This is a genomic window from Janthinobacterium kochi, assembly GCF_051380715.1.
GTDB lineage: Bacteria > Pseudomonadota > Gammaproteobacteria > Burkholderiales > Burkholderiaceae_D > Janthinobacterium.
In genome coordinates this window covers 1-17,679 of the sequence record NZ_JBNYXO010000004.1, presented here as the reverse complement: position 1 = coordinate 17,679, position 17,679 = coordinate 1, and the positions used below count along the sequence as shown (strand labels likewise).

The following is a 17,679-nucleotide window of genomic DNA, read 5'->3' as shown; positions in this document are numbered from 1 at the left end:
TGGAACTCCATGAGGATAGATGAATGCCCGTCGATTATACGGTGCGCCGTCCCCCATGCGATAGCAAACCGACATTTCCGGCCAGTTTGAATGCTGCAAAAAAAGAAAACTTATATTTATTTTATTATTAAATATGTTTATATTTATATTTATATTATTTTGCGTATTTATACTATTACTATTAATGCAATTTAATGTTGCTCCAGTGCACTTTATTTAATTCGATAAATAGTAATTTTGAGCACCTCACATTAAAATTATTATATCTGGAGAACTAATCCTATGCCCCGCAAAGGGCTGCATCCTGACTGTGAAAAACATGCCCACACATAAACCGCTATTGATCAGTTTATTGCTTGCTTCAATTAACTTGGCCCACGCACAAAATACGCCTGACGCCGGCTCCTTGTTACAGCAGATGGAAAGGGGGCGCGCCCCTGTCCTGCCGAAAAAGTCGCCGCAGGAACTGTTGCCGGCGCCGCCACCGATGCAGGATGTGCAGGGCCTGTCCGTCACCGTCAGGCAATTCCGTTTCCAGGGCAATACCTTGCTGAGCGAAGCCGTACTGGCCCAGGCGGTGGCGCCCTACCTGGAGCGGCCACTATCGTTTCAGGACCTGCAAAACGCAGCGCTGGCCGTGGCGGCGGCCTATCGCCAGGCCGGCTGGATCGTGCGCGCCTACCTGCCGCGCCAGGAAATCGATGGTGGCACCGTCACCATCCAGATCGTGGAAGCCGTGTTTGGCGGCGTGCGCGTCAACCCGGGCGACCAGGCCACCACCCGCATGCCGCTGGCGCGCATCACGCCGTATGTTACCAGCGCCCAGCCTGTCGGCGCGCCACTCAACGCCGATGCGCTCGACCGCGCCTTGCTGATCATTGACGACTTGCCAGGCATCAGCGCCAGCGGCAATCTGGCCGCCGGCCAGCAGGAAAGCGAAACCGAGCTGGTGGTCAAGCTGGCCGACGAGGCGTGGCTGGCAGGCGACGCCGCCGTCGACAACACGGGCAACCGCTCCACCGGCACCACCCGCGCCAGCCTCAACCTGACCCTCAACAGCCCCTTGCAGCTCGGTGACCAGCTGATCACCAACCTGATCCATACCGAAGGCAGCGACTATGCGCGCCTAGCTTACAGCCTGCCGCTGGGCAGCGCCGGCTGGCGTACGGGCGTGAGCGGCTCGCATCTGTCGTACCGCCTGACGGCCGACGAATTTGCCGCCTTGCACGCCAAGGGCAGTTCGAACACGCTGGGCGTTGACGCCAGCTACCCGCTGCTGCGCTCGCGCCTGCGCAATCTGTATCTGCAACTCAATTATGACGACAAGCGTTTCGACAACGAGGCAAACCGCGCCACCAGCAGCAATTACACGATCCGCGGCTTCTCGGCCGGCCTGTCGGGCAATCTGTTCGACAGCCTGGGCGGCGGCGGCGCGAATGCGGCCAGTCTCAGCCTGCTGCACGGCAAGCTGGACCTGGACGGTTCGCCCAGTCAACTGGCGGACGCCGCCACGACGCGCGCGGCCGGCAATTTCACCAAGCTGCGTTACTACCTGAGCCGCCAGCAGTCGCTGACGGACAGCTGGTCGCTGTTTGCTGCGCTGTCCGGCCAGCAAGCGAGCAAGAACCTCGATTCCTCTGAAAAATTTTACCTTGGCGGCAACTATGGCGTGCGCGCCTATCCTGCCAGCGAAGCGGGCGGCAGCGATGGCCAGTTGCTCAACCTGGAACTACGCTGGCGCCTGCCGGCCGGCTTCGGCCTGACCGGTTTCTATGACTGGGGCCACGTGAAAGTCAACCACGACAACGCCATCAATGGCGCGGCCATCGTCAACAGCTATGACCTGAAAGGCGCGGGTCTGGCCGTAAACTGGGTCAGCGACTTCCGCCTGAACCTGCGGGCCGCCTGGGCACGCCGCATCGGCAACAATCCGAATCCAAACATCAACGGCAGCGACCAGGACGGCACGCTGCACAAGAGCCGCTTCTGGCTGCAAGCTTCGCTGCCTTTCTGACCCTGTCGCCCTATTAGAATAATGAGAGAGAATCCACATGAACGGACACGCCACCATCAACCGCTTCTATCGCCTGATCTGGAGTGAAAAACAGGGCGCCTGGGTCGCCGTCGCCGAAAACGTGCGCGGACGCGGCAAGAGCAGCGGGCGCGGCGCCTTCATGGCCGCGCTGTTTGCGGGGCTGGGCCTGGCGCCCTTCGCCTGGGCCGGGCCACCGGGGGCCAACCAATTGCCGACCGGCGGCCAGGTGGTGGGCGGCGCGGCGACGATCACCCAGGGCGGCAGCCAGATGACGATCAAGCAGGCCACCCAGCGCGGCGCGATCGACTGGCAGAGCTTCAATGTGGGGTCGCAGGCACAGGTCAATTTCCAGCAGCCAAACAGTGGCTCGGTGACCCTGAACCGGGTGCAGGACAGCCAGGCCAGCCAGATCTTCGGCCGCATCACGGCCAATGGCCAGGTGTTCCTGAGCAACCCGAATGGCGTGTATTTCGGCCCCACCTCGTCCGTCAACGTGGGCGGCCTGGTGGCCACCACGCATACCATCGCCACGGCCGACTTCATGGCTGGCAGCAATACCTTCGCGCGCAATGGCGCCACCGGCAGCGTCGTCAACGATGGCAGCCTGAATGCTGCCCTGGGTGGCTATATCGCCCTGCTGGCGCCCCAGGTGCGCAACAACGGCATCGTGATCGCCCAGGCAGGCACGGTGGCGATGGCCGCCGGCGAGCAGATTTCCCTGCAGTTTAGCGACAGCCGCACCCTGGCCGGCGTGCTGGTGTCGCCCTCGGCGATTGCCGCGCTGGTGGAGAACGGCTCGGCGGTGCAGGCGCCGGGCGGCATGATCATCATGTCGGCCCAGGCTGCCAATGAATTGCAAGGCGGCGTGGTGCGCAATACGGGCAGCGTGGCGGCGACGGGCTTGTCCTCGCGCGGCGGCAAGATCGTGCTCGACAGTTCGGGCCTGGTCGACAACAGCGGCAGCCTCGATGCCTCGGGCGCAGGCGGCAAGGTGGCCATCACCGGCGACCGCATGGCCAGCAGCGGCACCGTGCGCGCCGATGGCGGCGGCGCCATCTCCAGCACGCTGGCCAATGGCCTGGTGGAAACCACCAGCGCCGTGATCTCGGCCCAGGGTGGCGGCAGCATCAGCATCGATGGCGGCGCCGGCAAGGTGTATACCTCGGGCAGCTACAACGCCGACGGCGAGCAAGGCGGCAAGGTCGTCATCACGGCCCACGATGTGTCGCTGATGGGCGCGAAAGTCAGCGCCACGGGCGTGAGCAAGGGCGGCACGATTCTGGTCGGCGGCGACTACCAGGGCGGCAACGCCAGCGTGCGCAATGCGGCAACAACCTCGGTCGGTACCGGCGTCACGCTGAACGCCGACGCCACCGGCAAGGGCGACGGCGGCAAGGTGGTGGTCTGGTCCGATGAAAAAACCGTGTTTGCTGGTGACGTCAGTGCGCGCGGCGGCGCAGCTGGGGGCGATGGCGGCATGCTGGAAGTATCGGGCAAGCAAACCCTGTATTTCGGCGGCACCGCCAATGCCCACGCACCGAAGGGCAAGTCGGGCACCCTGCTGCTCGATCCGAAAGACATCTACATCAGCAACGACCTGTCGGGCCAGCTGGAGCTGCCCGATCCGCATCCGACCGTCGGCGGCAGCTTCGGCACAATCAACGCTGCCCTCACTACCACCTCGGGCAGCACCGTCACGCGCACCGGCTACATCGTCGTCACCAATCCCAACGACAACCTCGGTGCGACCGACTCGGGCGCCGCCTATCTGTTCCGCCAGAGCGACCAGGCGCTGATCTCGACCCTGTACGGCACGCACGCGGGCGACAAGGTCGGCAGCAATGGCGTGACGTCCCTGACCAACGGCAACTATGTCGTTTCCAGCAACTTGTGGAACGGCGGCATGGGCGCTGTCACCTGGGGTAATGGCACCACCGGCTGGGGCGCCAGCGCCATGGCCGTCTCATCGAGCAACAGCCTGGTCGGCAGCCACGGCACGCACCAGAGCAGCATGAACCTGGCGACCTCGGACAATGTCGGCGGTGCCGCGATCACGGTACTGAACAATGGCAACTACCTGATCGGCACGGCCAGCTGGTTCGACAACCGCGGTGCGCTCACCTTCGGCAATGGCAGCACCGGCGTATCGGGCGTGGTCAGCGCGGCGAACAGCCTGATCGGCAGCACGGCGATGACACGCGTGCCCGCCGATGGCCCCCTGTCATACAAAGATGGCGACCTGGTCGGCAACGGCGTGACGGTACTGGAAAACGGCAACTATGTCGTCGCCAATTCCGGCTGGAACAAGGGCGTGGGCGCCGTCACGTTCGGCTCCGGCACGACCGGCATCAAGGGCACGGTCGGTTCCTCCAACAGCCTGGTCGGCGACGTCACCCGCTTTGATGTCTCCGGGAGCGGCACCGGCACCGACAAGGTCGGCAAATACCTGACGGTGCTGACCGGTTCGCAATTCGTGGTCTACGGCTCGGACTGGAAAAATTCCTCGGGCGCGCTGACCTCGTTCGACGGCGTCACCCCCATCACCGGCCTAGTATCGGCCAGCAACAGCCTGGTCGGCAGTGCCGGCGACAACCTGTCCAGCGGCGGCCTGACCCTGCTGCCGTCGAACAACGCATTTGTCATCAGTAGTTCCAGCTGGAATGACGGGCGCGGCGCAGCCACCTGGGTGCCGTTCAGCACCGATGTCAAGACCATCACCGTGGCCGGCAACGGCGTGGTCGGCGCCAACACCGGCGACAATGTCGGCAGCCGCGGCATCACCATGCTGGCAAATAATGACTATGTCGTCATCAGTCCGAACTGGAGCAGCGGCAAGGGGGCGGCCACGCTGGTCGATGGCAGCACCGGCAAGGCCAAGGCCGACCAGAGCGGCGACGTCTCGGCGAGCACCAGTCTGGTCGGTGCACAAGCGAACGACCAGGTCGGTTCCAACGGCATCATGGAGCTCAAGGGCAATGGCAACTATGTCGTTCTGAGCCCCTACTGGGCCAATGGCAGCAACGCCAAGGCCGGTGCCGTGACGTGGTCGAGCGGCGGCACGCCGAGCGTGGGCGTGGTGGGCACCGGCAACAGCCTGGTGGGCACCTATGCCAACGACCGCATCGGCAGCTATCAGTATACCTCCTATCAAGAAAACAACATTGCTGCCTTCCTCAATGAATCGAGCAGCATCACTTTGCTGAGCAACGGCAATTACGTGGTCGCCAGCCCGATGTTCAACGGCACGCGCGGCGCCGTCACCTGGAGCAGCGGCGCCACCGGCGCCACCGTCAATGGCGGCCATACCATTACCGCCACCAATAGCCTGCTGGGCAGCAATACCGCGGACTTCATCGGCGGCTACCTGGTGCCCAAAGATGTGATCACCAGTGCCGCCAACGCCACCCCCCCTACCATCACCCATTACGATACGATCGCGAATGGCGTCACGGCCCTGTCCAACGGCAACTATGTCACGATCAGCAATTACTGGCGCAATGGCGCCGCCCTGCGCGCCGGCGCGGTCAGCTGGAGCGACGGCGCCGGGACGCCCACGGTGGGCATGGTTTCCGCCAGCAACAGCCTGGTCGGCAGCGTGCAGGACGATATGGTGGGCCTGGCCCAGAACAACAGCTATGGCCTCACACTGCTGCAGAGCGGTTACGACGGCGCCGGCAATGTCACCTATTCCGGCAACTACGTTGTCACCAGCAACAAATGGAACAATGGCAGCATCGTTGATGCGGGGGCGGTGACCTGGGGCAGCGGTACGGCTGCACTGAGCGGCACCATCTCGGACAGCAACAGCGTGCTGGGCCTGAAAACCGATGACGTGAAAAACTGGGGGCTGACCGCCCTGCCCGTCAACGGCAACTACCTGATCCAGAACCAGTCCTGGGACAATGGCGCCGCTATCGGCGCCGGCGCCCTGACCTGGATCGACGGCAGCAGCGGACGCCTGTCCGACCATGCGGCGCAAGGCAACCACAATATCGTTTCCGGCGCCAACAGCCTGGTCGGCAGCCACAGCGGCGACAATGTGGGTATCTACGTAGACTACCTGTACAACCTCGATGCCACTACCGGCCTGCAACGGTTTACCGGCAACTACGTGGCCCTCAGCTACAACTGGACTAACGATACGAAACAATACGCCGGCGCCGTGACGTGGGGCAATGGCGCCACCGGCGTCAAGGGCGACATCACCCGCGCCAACAGTTTGATGGGCGAAAAGGAAAACGACGCCCTGGGCAGCTACTATTATGTCGCGCTGTCGAACGGTAACTACGTGGTGGCCAACCCCACCCTCGACGTTGGTGGCGTGGTCAACGCCGGCGCCGTCAGCTGGGTTGACGGCAACACTGGCCGCCTGAACGACTACGCCGCCCAAGGCAACCAGAACATCATGTCCGGCGCCAACGCGCTGGTGGGCAGCCACACCAACGACTACGTCGGCACCGGGCTGGCGCCGGCCAATTACTATGCGAGCAACAGCGCCGATTACGCCAACAACGGCTATTTCATCATCTCGCCGGACTGGAATTGCGGTGGCGGTGCGGTCAATTACATCACCGATGCCAGCGTGCCCCTGATCGGCGTGGTCGGTGCCGGCAACGCAGCGGTGGGCAATCCGAATGGCCGTTTCTGGGGTGGCCTAGGCTATAGTCCAAATATTTCGCTCACGTCCGGCGGCGCCGCGGCGGTGACCTTCACCGGCGACAATGGCCATGTGGTGCTGCTCGCGCCGGCCATGCCCACACCGGGCGCCATGATGCTGCCGGGCGAGACCCAGTTCGGCGATGCCCAGGGTGCAACCCAGGCCATGACCCCCGACTATATCGCTGGCGTGCTGAAAACGGGCACCAGCGTGACCTTGCAGGCGAATAACGACATCTTTGTGAAAAGCGCCATCGACGCCACCGGCGGCGTGGCCGGCGGCGCGCTGACCATGCAGGCCGGGCGCAGCATCACGGTGCTGGGCGACATCATCACGGGCAACCGCGATTTGAACCTGACCGCCAACGACAGTCTGGCCAACGGCGTCAACGACGCCTACCGCGACGCCGGCATCGCCACCCTCAGCATGGGCGTCGACAAGCAGGGCGTGGCGGCGAAGATCGACGCCGGCACCGGCAATGTATCGCTGCTGATGGCCGATGGCAGCGACAAGACCAACCATATGGCCGGCTCCATCAGCGTCAACAGCATCACCGGCGCCACCATCAAACTGATCAATCAGGGCAATGGCGCCGGCACGGTGGGCGACCTGCCGAACCTGGCCGCCAACTGCTGTGGCTTCGACCTCGGTTATCGCGGCATCGGCGCCGACGTCACCCTGAACGCGGGCGCGGTCCTGAGCGCCAGCGGCGCCGGTACGGCCGTGACCCTGGCCGCCAAGGGCAATTTCAACAACAATTCCGGCAATGGCGCCGGCAGTATCGCCATGAGCGACCCCGCTGCGCGCTGGCTGGTGTACGCCAATGCGCCGGGCGGCAGTACGTATGGCGCCCTGGACAGCCAGAATACGGCCATCTGGAACGCCAGCTACAACGGCAGCGGTACGGTACAGAGCGGCAACCGCTATCTGTTCGCCTACCAGCCCACCATCACCGTCGGCACGCAAAACGTCAGCAAGACGTATGGCGAAGACCTGAGTACCGGCACCACCCTGGCCGACCGCGTGGTCAGCCTGGCCGGCGCGCAAGCGGCGGTGGCCGGCGCCTATCTGGGCGACACGGTGGCCACCGCGCTGTCGGGTATCATCACCGCAACGTCCGCTGGCGCGGCGGCCAATGCCGGCGTCGCAGGCGGCCCGTACGCCATCACGGTCGACCTGTCGGGCGCGACCGGCAACAACGGCTATGCGGTAGCGCTGGGCAGCAACACGCCGCGCACCATCACGGTGGCGGCCAAGGCCCTGACGGCCAGCCTGACTGGCGTAAGCAAGGTGTATGACGCCAGCAATGCCGCCACTTTGGCAGCCGGCAACTATGTATTGAGCGGCCTGGTCGGTTCGGAATCGTTCAGCATCACCAATACCAGCGGCCTGTTCAACGCGAGCGACATTAGCGCCGGCAGCGTCAGTGCCACCCTGGCCGCCGGCGACTTCAGCGCCGGCGCGGCTACCTTTGCCAGCAACTATATCTTGCCGGTATCGGCCACCGGCACTGGCAGCATCACCGCCAAGGCGCTGAGCGCCACCCTCACCGGTGTCAGCAAGGCCTACGACGGCGATACGGCGGCTGTGCTGAACGGCGCCAATTATCAGCTGGTGGGCCTGGTCGGCGGCCAGTCGGTCAGCGTCAGCCAGGCGGCGGGCCTGTACAACTCGGCCGATGTGCTGGGCGCGAACAGCGTCAGCGCCAGCTTGTCCGGTGCCGATTTCGCGGCAGGCGGCGGCACCTCGCTGGCCAACTATATCCTGCCGACGATGGCCACCGGCAGCGCCAGCATCACGCCGAAAGCCCTGAGCGCCAGCTTGACGGGAACGATCAGCAAGACCTATGACGGCGGCAGCGGCGCCTTGCTGGGTGCCGGCAACTTCAGCCTGTCTGGCTTTGTCGGCACGCAGTCGGCCAGCGTCACGCAAACGGCCGGCGTCTACAACAGCGTCAATGTGGCCACCGCCAACAGCGTGACGGCCAGCCTGTCGGCCGGCGAGTTCACCGCCGGCTCGGGCACCACACTGTCGAACTACAGCCTGCCGGTATCGGCCAGCGGCGGCGGCAGCATTGCCGCCAAGTCGCTCAGTGCCAGCCTGACCGGCGCGCTGGGCCGCAGCTACGATGGCACGGCCAGCGCCAGCCTGACGGGCGGCAATGTTGCACTGGACGGCGTGGTAGCGGGTGAAACCATCCATGTCGGCACGCTCAATGGCAGCTACGACAGCCGCAACGCGGGCACGCGCACGGTCAGCGCCACCCTGGCCGGGGGCGACTTCACGGCCGGTTCCAGCACACTGCTGGGCAACTACGTGCTGCCGACCAGCGCAGCGGGAACCGCTGTCATCGCGCCGAAAGCCATCACATTGAATGCTCCCGCGATCAGCAAGGTGTATGACGGCACCCTCGCCTATACCGCCAGCGCCGGCGATTTGACCTCGCTGTCGGCGGCGCTGGTGCAAGGCGATAGCGTCACAGGCGCCAGCTACAGCTATGCCGACAAGAACGCCGGCAACGGCAACAAGACCGTCAATTTTGGCGCCGCCACGCTCAGCGACGGCAATGGCGGCGCCAACTACAGCGTCACCCTGGTCGGCAATGGCAGCAGCACCATCACGCCGCGCGTGTTGAACGCCAGCGCCATCGGCATCGACCGCGTGTACGACACCTCGACCAATGCCGGCGTCACCTTGCAGGACGACCGTATCGCCGATGACGTGCTAACCTTGTCGAATACCTCGGCCACGTTCGCCGACAAAAACGCGGGCAGCAACAAGGTCATCACCGTCGACGGCATCGCCGCTGGCGGCGCGGATGCGGGCAATTACAGCCTTGCCTCCACCACGGCCACGACGACGGCCAGCATCACGCCGGCCACTTTGCGGGTGACAGGCGTGTCGGCGCAAGACCGCACCTACGACACCTCCCGCAATGCCGGTTTGAGCGGCACGGCCGTGGTCACGGCCCTGGGCAACGACATCGTCAATGTCACCGGCACCGGCATCGGCCAGTTCGCCGATAAAAACGCTGGAACAGACAAGGCGATCACGGTCAGCGGCTATGCCTCCAGCGACAGCAACTATGTGCTGCTGCAGCCGACCGGCTTGAGCGCCACCGTCACACCGGCCGTGCTGGCCTTGTCCGGCCTGGATCTGGGCGTGTCGAAAACCTATGACGGCACGACTAACGTGACGATCACCGGCGCACCGACCGTCAGCGGTTTCGGCAACGAAGTGGTGACGGTGGGCGGCGTCGGCACCGGCCAGTTCCTTGACAGGAACGCCGGCAGCGGCAAGGCGATCACGGTCTCCGGCCTGACGTCCAGCGACGGCAACTACGCCATTGGCCAGCAAGCCGGCCTGACGGGCACCATTACGCCGGCCCAGCTGGCCCTGAGTCCTTTCAGCGCTGTCACGCGCAGCTATGACGGTAGCAGCGCCGCGCAAATCGACGCCGCCAGCTATGCCCTCACGGGCCTGGCCAGCGGCGAGTCGGTCCATGTCAACAAGACGACGGGCAGTTTCGACAGCCGCAATGCGGGTAACCGTACTGTCAGCATCGGCCTGACCGGCGCCGACTATACGGCTGGCGCCAATACGGTCCTGTCGAACTACCTGCTGCCAACCCTGGCCACGGGCAGCGGCGTGATCACGCCAAAAGCCATTGTGCTGAACGCGTCTGCCATCAGCAAGGTGTATGACGGCACCGTCGCCTATACCGCCAGCGCCGGCGATTTGTCCTCGCTGTCGGCGGCGCTGGTAGAAGGCGATAGCGTCACCGGCGCCAGCTTCAGCTACGCCGACAAGAACGCCGGCAACGGCAACAAGACCGTCAATTTTGGCGCCGCCACGCTCAGCGACGGCAATGGCGGCGCCAACTACAGCGTCACCCTGGTCGGCAATGGCAGCAGCACCATCACGCCACGCGTGTTGAACGCCAGCGCCACCGGCGTCGACCGCGTGTACGACACCTCGACCAACGCCGGCGTCACCTTGCGCGATGACCGTATCGCCGGCGACGTGCTGACCTTGTCGAACACCTCGGCAAGCTTTGCCGACAAAAACGCGGGCAGCAACAAGGTCATCACCGTAAAAGGCATCGCCGCTGGCGGCGCGGATGCGGGCAATTACAGCCTTGCCTCCACCACGGCCACGACGACGGCCAGCATCACGCCGGCCACCTTGCAGGTGACGGGTGTGTCGGTACAGCAGCGCAGCTATGACCGCAGCCTGAACGCGCTATTGGCCGGCACACCGACCGTCACGGCGCTGGGAAGCGACGTGGTCAGCGTGCTGGGCACGGGCAGCGGCAGCTATGCCGACAAGAACGCCGGCACGGGCAAGGCGGTGACTGTCACCGGTTACAGCTCCAGCGACAGCAACTACGTGCTGCTGCAGCCGGCCGGCCTGACAGGCAGCGTCACGCCAGCCGTGCTGCAGGTCAGCGGCTTGAGCCTGGCGGCGGCCAAGACCTATGACGGCACGCGCAACGTGGCCTTGTCGGGCACGGCAACCGTCACGGGTTTCGATGGCGAAGTGGTGACGGTCGGTGGCGCGGGTACCGGCCAGTTCGCCGACAAAAATGTCGGCACGGGCAAGGCGATTACCCTGGCCGGCTATGCCGCCAGCGACAGCAACTATGTCATCGGCCAGCAGCCGGGATTGGCGGGCAGCATCACGCCGGCGCCAATTACCGTGACGGGCGTGCGCGCCAACAGCAAGACCTTCGACGGCAACGCCACGGCCACCTTGAATGGCACGGCCGCCATCAATGTAATCGGCGAAGACGAGGTGGCCTTGACCGGGACGGCCAGCGCCAGCTTTGCCGACGCCACGGCCGGCACGGCCAAGCCGGTGAGCGTCAGCGGTTATGCGCTGGCCGGCGCCGACGCCGGCAACTACGCCCTGAGCCCGCCGCAGGGCCTGAGCGCCGATATCGCCGACGCGGCCGCGCAAGTGCCGCCGCCGGTGGTGGTGACGCCACCACCGCTGCCGGCCCTGCCGCTGGCCGAACAGCGCGTCGCGCCGGGCCTGAGCATGCCGCCGCTCGGCGACTTGCCAGGCACCGGAGCGGGAACGGGAGCGGGTTTGAGCAGCACGGCGCCCGCAGCCACGCCGGCCGCGGGCAGCCTAACGCCGGCGGCACAAGCCGATACGGCAGGCATCTCGGTATCGCTGGTACGTCCGGCGTCGCAGCAGCAAAGCGGCGCGATTGCGGTATCGGTGCCCAAGCAGATCGTCGACGCCGGCAACGGCTTCGGCTTCCCGCTACCGGCGCAGGTGGTCGAAGCGGCCGCCATCAACCGCGTGCCGGTGCGGGCGCAACTGGCCGACGGCAGCGCGCTGCCATCCTGGATCAGCTATAACGCCGACAGCAAGTCGTTCGTGGTCAAGCAGGTACCAAATGGCGCCCTGCCTTTGGAAATCGTGCTGGTGATCGGCAGCCAGCGCGCCACCATGGTGGTGGCGGAACGCTGACAAGGAAGAAGTGGAAAACGCGGCATGAATGGCGCGTCCCGTACGGGATGCGCCTTTTTTTACGTCAGCCTTTTTGCGCCGGGATGAACTGCTCGCGCACGGCCTTGGCCAGCAAATCCGGCGGCAGCAGGCCCTGCCCCAGCAGGAAGTTATTGAAGGCCAGGCGGTCGAATTGCGCGCCCAGCGCCAGTTCCGTTTCCGCGCGCAGCTGCAGGATGCGCGTGTAGCCATAAAAATAGCTGCCCGCCTGGCCCGGCGCGTTGAAGGTATAGCGGTCCAGCTCCTGGCGCGCCATCGGTTGCGACAGCATCACTTCATCCGTCAGGATGCGGCCCGCCTCTTCGCGCGTGACCTGCCCCAGGTTCAGCATTGGGTCGAGCATGGCGCGCGCCGCGCGCAGCATGCGGAATTGCAGCGCGATGAACTGGCCTTCGGCTGGCTCGTACGGGATCATCTCCGCTTCCGCGTACAGGGCCCAGCCTTCCACGTTGACGCTGTTGAACGCGTACAGGCTGCGCGCCTGCGACACGCCCCGCTCCACCATGGCGCTGAACTGCAGCTCGTGGCCGGGGCGGCCCTCGTGCGCGCTCAGGGTCCAGGCGGCGCCCGCGAAATTGAAATCGTCATACGCTTCGCCCTTGCCGCTGGCAGCCGGATTGCTGACGGGCAGGACGAACTGGCCGTGTTCTCCCGCATTGCCTATCAGCGGAGGCGGACGCATATGCGGCGCCGGCTGGGCTGCCGATTCGGCGGCGGACGCCAGGCGCATGGTCATGGCGCGCGCGGGAATATCGACCACGCGCTGCCGGGCGATGCGTTCCTCCAGTTGCGTATTGACGCCCTTGTAGTGCGCTTCGAGCTGTCCGTTGGGAATCGAATCGCTTTTCAGCGCGCGCAGCACCTGGCGGTAATCACTGCCATCGACACCCTTCATCGACATTTTCGCCGCCACTACGGGCGCCAGCGCCTGCATGGCGGCGCGCGTTTCCAGGTAAGCCACTTGCGCCCGTTCGACCAGCGCGCGCGGCGCGATATCGATGCCCACCTGCTTCAGGCGAAACGCATACAGCTCGGGCGCCATGCGGAAATCCGTGCGCGACAGGGGCAGCACCACCTGCTTTTCCCACGCCGCGTATTCGTTCAACTGCTGTTCCATGGCCGCCAGCGCAGGTTCGGCGCCAGTGATTTTCATGTCGGCGAACAGCTTGCGGATGCCGGCGATATAGGTCGGCAGGTTTTCCAGCGACTGTTCCACCTGCAGGCGCACGGGGCCGGCCAGGCCAGGCTGGCCGATCTTTTCCGTGAAGCGCGCCTTGGCTTGCTGCGTGATCGGCATGCTGCCCGGGTATTGCCCCACGTAGCGCTGCAGGCGTTCGAGCGCCTTGGCGCGGCGCGCGGCCGGGCGCTGTTCCTGCAGCAGGCTTTGCATGCTGCCAAAAACCATTTGCGGCACATCGACCCACGGCAAGGTGTACCTGGCGTCCAGCCGGGCGCCGGCGATTTCCTGGTCGACGGCGCCGATCAGAATTTCCAGGTCCTGGCGGATGCGTTCGTCGCGTTCCAGTTCCAGTTTTTGCTGCAATTGCGCGCGCGCCTGCTGCATGGCCGCCACCTGGCGTTCGACAATATCGGGGCCCAGGTCGGCGGCCAGGCCGTCGTACTGCGCCAGGCCGGTGTCGGAAGCGTTTTCGGGCGAAAACTGCGCCTGCGCCGCCAGCACGATGGCCGCGTTGCGGTTGCTGGCTTCAACCCAGGCCGCTGAAGCGCTGGCAGTTGCAGGAACGGCGGCCATGGCGGGCATGGCCAGCGCGGTTGCAAGCGCGGCTACTAGCACAGTCTTGCACAATTGCGGAGTGACGGACATCGGGGTTTCCTTCCTGGCAGAATCGGCGAACAAAACGGCGAACGAAGCGGCCAGTATCGGCGAGCGCCAGGGGACTGTCAATCGGACGGGGACAGGCCGCACTGGGCGGCCCGTCCGATTTCCGCATGCTGTCGCTGGTCGCGCGCGCCTACGACGATGGCGCGGCCGCCGCCTTCCATGCCGGCTTCCAGGACAAGGCGCCGTGGTTCGCGCTGTACCTGTCCTTCGCCCAGTTCAACGCCATGCTGGCGCCGCACGCGCTGCGGCACGCGCAGGGGCAATTGCAGCAGGAGCAGACCTCGTTCCGCGCGCTGGAATTGCGCGCCAAGAGCGGCGAATCGCGCCGCCTGCTGCGCGAAACAAGCATGAGCGTGGCGGACATCGGCGAGCGCCTGGGGGTTTCTTTGCAAAGCGCGTTCACCCGCTTCTTCAAGACCCAGTTCGCGCTGCCGACGGCGCGCTGCCGGAGCGATGCGGCCGGACTCTAGACAGGCAGAGGCATCACGCGGCGGCGAAAGGCGGGCGATGGAACCATATTGACTATTTAACAATTTGTACGCAGAATACCAAGTCCTGCCTTTTAATACCTTCGAACATGCACATCAGCCTGCGCCCTGTCACGGCCGACAATTTTGACATCATCAGCGAACTGCCCTTGCTGCCCCAGCAGCGCGACTATCTGGCCAGCAACGACTATTCCATCGCGCAGGCCAGCTTTTACCCCGCCACCATGCATACGCGCGCCGTGTATTGCGCTGAGGAAGTCATTGGTTTCCTGATGTTCGTTTCGCCCGATGACGAAGATCCACCCGGCCACTACCAGATTTGGCGTTTCATGATCGATCACCGGCGCCAGGGGCAAGGCCATGGGCGCGCCGCCCTCGCCCTGGCGCTGGCGGAAATGCGCGCCCGGCCGGATGCGCGCAGCATCGAAATTTGCTACAAGCCCGGTAATGCCAACGCTAAACAGTTCTATGCCAGCATGGGATTCGTGGAAAAAGGCATGGATGCCGATGGCAACGACATGCTGGCCGTGATACAGCTCGGCGCAGCCTGACCGGGCATGGCGGGCAAGAATGGGCAAACTACGCTAAGCTGCACCCGCCCCACCACTTTACAAGGACCACCATGACCCTGATCGTCGTCGCCACCATCGATGCCCAAGCTGACCATATCGACGCCGTGCGCGCCGCCCTGGAAACAGTCGTAGCGCCCAGCCGCGCCGAAAGCGCCTGCCTGCGCTACGAGTTACACCTCGACAACAAGATTTCCACGCGCTTCATCATGCTGGAAGAATGGACCGACAACGCCGCGTTGACGGCGCATTACGCAACGCCCCACTTCAAGGAGCTGGTGGCCGCCGTGGGCGACAAGACCGTCAAGATCGACGTGGCCGAGTTGAGCAAGCTGAAGTAAGGGCAAGCGCGTGGCCATATTGGAGAGTTGCCATCTATAATATGGCAACTTTTTTTTATGGCCATCATGACACCCTTTTCCAAGATACGCGGCGCCGCAGCCGCAGCCGCCTTGACGCTCTGCGCCGGCGCCTCGGCGCAAGCTCCGCTGACCAAGCTGGTGGGCGAATACAATCTTGCCTCGTCGGCAACCGTGCCGGCCAGCACCTGGGGCTATTCCAAGGGACGCATTTTAGTCAAGCAACTCGATGACCGGCATCTGCTGATCGCCCTGTCCTGCGAATGGAAACGCGAACCGAAGGCCGTTTGTGGCGATTACTTTTATGCCCAGCAACGCGACGACGGCCTGTATCTGCAGGACATGAATACCTTCGCCATGCGCCTGTACTTCGATCCCGCCTCGCGCAAGCTCACCATCATCTCGCGCGGCGCCGACGCCAAACAAAGCGTGCGGCATGACGTGTTTGCCGCCACGACCGCGCCCCTGACGGACCCCGCTTTGGTACGGCGCATGAAACGCGAGCTGTCGAATGCCGACAGCAAGGAAAACCGGCGCGTGTTCGGGCCCTACACCAAGTGGGACTACCAGGAAAACCGCATCGAATTCCAGCGCCAGGACTTGACGGCACCGTGATGTCGCACCTGATCCAGCCCATGCGGCGCCAGTTGCTGCACCTCGCCGGCGCCCTGCTGTGCTCTCCCGTGCTTGTACGCGCTGCCGATGACGGCCTGCCCGTCGCCGTGCGCCAGCGCATCGTGTCCACCCTCGACTCTCCGCTGCCGAAAATACTCAACGTGCACCATCTGGCGCTGATACGGCGTTTCAACATCGGCTGGTCGCCCGTGGAAAGCGGCGCGCCCATGCTCAATCCGGCCTACCCGCTGGGCAAAGGCGACACACTGGCGCTGGCCATGCAAGCCATCGCCAGCAAGGATGCGGCGCTGGCCGCCCAGCGCCTGATGGAAGCGTCGTTGCTGCTGCCCCACTTCGTGCAGATGGCCGACCTGAAACCGGGCAGCTATGCCAACGGCAAGACGCCGTTTGCCTTGACTGCCCGGCATCTGACGCTGCTACGGCAACAGTCGTGGATGACGCTGGAAATGCTGGGCATGGGTGCGGAAGACTACCTGGGCGAAGGGTACTGGCCCACCCCGTCCGTCGACGGCAAGCGCCCGTATGGCGACTTCACGAATTACCCGGTGGAAATGGCACAGTCGCTGGGCCTGCCAGTGCGCCAGCAAGCGGACGGCAGCTTGTCCATCACGCCCACGCTGCAAGCGGAATTGAAAACGCTGCACCGCCAAACCATGCCCGCGCTGCAAGTGTTCGTGCGGGAAGCGGGTTTGCGGCGCAATACGGTCTGAGGCGTAGCCGGCTTCCTGTCGAGTACGTAAGGCACTCCCCGACCAAATACTATTCCAGCGGCTAAGCGGCCCCCATCGCCGTCCCAATCCACCCAAGTTAAGGAGCAAGCCCGCGCAATTGCTGGCAAATCAATGAAATAGTGCTTGACGTGGCACTGGCTTTGCGCGGCGGCCGCCTTGCTGACCGCTCTTTTTTCGACAGCGGCAAGGCGGCGGCCAATGAAGGTCTTTTAATCTTCATTGGCCTTTCATGTCGCTCGCGTCCTTGCTGTCCGATTTCTCCGACCATCTTCAATCCGACCAGTTCCGTCTTACCGCCCGCCATCCTGATCATCCGACAGCATTTCAACGGCGCCGCAAACTGCCGCTACCGTCCTTGGTGGCGCTCATGCTCACCGGCATGCGCAAGAGCGTGCAAACCGAACTTGATGAATTCTTTGGTCATCTGCAACAGCAGGCGCAACTGACGCACCAGGTGAGCGCCCAGGCTTTCGCTCAGGCACGCTCGAAACTTGCTACCACGGCCATACCAGAGCTTAACGACTGGCTAATTACACAAGCAAAGCAGCATGGCTACCTGCCGCGCTGGCACGGTTTCAGGCTGGTCGCCGCTGACGCCTCGACCGTTCGCTTTGGCTTGCGCGCCAGCCATGTCAAACGTGCCGCCGTGGCCGATCAACTGGTGTTTGGCCTGTTTCTGCCCGGTGCCGAATTGATGCTCTCGGCCTCGCTATACAGCACCGATGTCGGTGAACGCCAGATGCTGTTCGAACAGCTCGACCGGCTTGGCAAGGATGACCTGCTGTTGCTCGACCGAGGCTACCCATGCTATTGGATGCCTGCCGTATTGAACCAGCGCCGC

9 protein-coding genes are annotated in these 17,679 nt (G+C 64.2%); 8 read left to right on the top strand and 1 reads right to left on the bottom strand.

What is annotated here, in order from left to right:
• The first annotated feature begins 370 nt into the window (after window positions 1–370).
• Both ACQ4WL_RS10480 and ACQ4WL_RS10475 read left to right on the top strand, forming a co-directional pair.
• Window positions 371–2,014, top strand: coding sequence for a ShlB/FhaC/HecB family hemolysin secretion/activation protein (locus tag ACQ4WL_RS10480; RefSeq protein WP_436509665.1), 1,644 nt, complete (start codon window positions 371–373; stop codon window positions 2,012–2,014).
• Between the two features lie 37 nt (window positions 2,015–2,051).
• On the top strand, window positions 2,052–12,173 hold the full coding sequence (locus tag ACQ4WL_RS10475; protein WP_436509664.1) for a YDG domain-containing protein: 10,122 nt from the start codon (window positions 2,052–2,054) through the stop codon (window positions 12,171–12,173).
• Between the two features lie 64 nt (window positions 12,174–12,237).
• On the opposite strand, the gene ACQ4WL_RS10470 is transcribed toward ACQ4WL_RS10475, so the two are convergent.
• Complete coding sequence (locus tag ACQ4WL_RS10470; protein ID WP_436509663.1) at window positions 12,238–14,037, bottom strand: DUF885 domain-containing protein; 1,800 nt, start codon at window positions 14,035–14,037, stop codon at window positions 12,238–12,240.
• Window positions 14,038–14,162: 125 nt separating this feature from the next.
• Between ACQ4WL_RS10470 and ACQ4WL_RS10465 the strand changes: the two genes are divergently transcribed.
• The 6 genes from ACQ4WL_RS10465 to ACQ4WL_RS10440 all read left to right on the top strand — a co-directional run.
• Complete coding sequence (locus ACQ4WL_RS10465; RefSeq protein ID WP_436509662.1) at window positions 14,163–14,525, top strand: helix-turn-helix transcriptional regulator; 363 nt, start codon at window positions 14,163–14,165, stop codon at window positions 14,523–14,525.
• Between the two features lie 107 nt (window positions 14,526–14,632).
• Window positions 14,633–15,094, top strand: coding sequence for a GNAT family N-acetyltransferase (locus ACQ4WL_RS10460; protein ID WP_436509661.1), 462 nt, complete (start codon window positions 14,633–14,635; stop codon window positions 15,092–15,094).
• 71 nt (window positions 15,095–15,165) lie between these two features.
• Window positions 15,166–15,453 carry a putative quinol monooxygenase gene (locus tag ACQ4WL_RS10455; protein WP_436509660.1) on the top strand — a complete coding sequence of 96 codons (288 nt, stop codon included), beginning with the start codon at window positions 15,166–15,168 and terminating at the stop codon, window positions 15,451–15,453.
• Between the two features lie 66 nt (window positions 15,454–15,519).
• Entirely contained in the window at window positions 15,520–16,086 is a 567-nt protein-coding gene (locus tag ACQ4WL_RS10450; RefSeq protein ID WP_436509659.1) for a hypothetical protein, read from the top strand.
• On the top strand, window positions 16,086–16,817 hold the full coding sequence (locus ACQ4WL_RS10445) for a hypothetical protein (protein ID WP_436509658.1): 732 nt from the start codon (window positions 16,086–16,088) through the stop codon (window positions 16,815–16,817). Before ACQ4WL_RS10450 ends, ACQ4WL_RS10445 begins: the two co-directional genes overlap by 1 nt.
• Window positions 16,818–17,067: 250 nt before the next feature.
• Window positions 17,068–17,679 (top strand): transposase (locus ACQ4WL_RS10440; protein WP_495542728.1); only part of this gene is annotated, 612 nt, incomplete at its 3' end.

Excerpts from the sequence above, each read along its gene's own strand:
- ACQ4WL_RS10470 (WP_436509663.1), bottom strand. The coding sequence starts at position 14,037 with ATGTCCGTCACTCCGCAATTGTGCAAGACTGTGCTAGTAGCCGCGCTT.
- ACQ4WL_RS10445 (WP_436509658.1), top strand. The coding sequence starts at position 16,086 with ATGTCGCACCTGATCCAGCCCATGCGGCGCCAGTTGCTGCACCTCGCC.
- ACQ4WL_RS10460 (WP_436509661.1), top strand. The coding sequence starts at position 14,633 with ATGCACATCAGCCTGCGCCCTGTCACGGCCGACAATTTTGACATCATC.
- ACQ4WL_RS10465 (WP_436509662.1), top strand. The coding sequence starts at position 14,163 with ATGCTGTCGCTGGTCGCGCGCGCCTACGACGATGGCGCGGCCGCCGCC.
- ACQ4WL_RS10455 (WP_436509660.1), top strand. The coding sequence starts at position 15,166 with ATGACCCTGATCGTCGTCGCCACCATCGATGCCCAAGCTGACCATATC.
- ACQ4WL_RS10450 (WP_436509659.1), top strand. The coding sequence starts at position 15,520 with ATGACACCCTTTTCCAAGATACGCGGCGCCGCAGCCGCAGCCGCCTTG.
- ACQ4WL_RS10475 (WP_436509664.1), top strand. The coding sequence starts at position 2,052 with ATGAACGGACACGCCACCATCAACCGCTTCTATCGCCTGATCTGGAGT.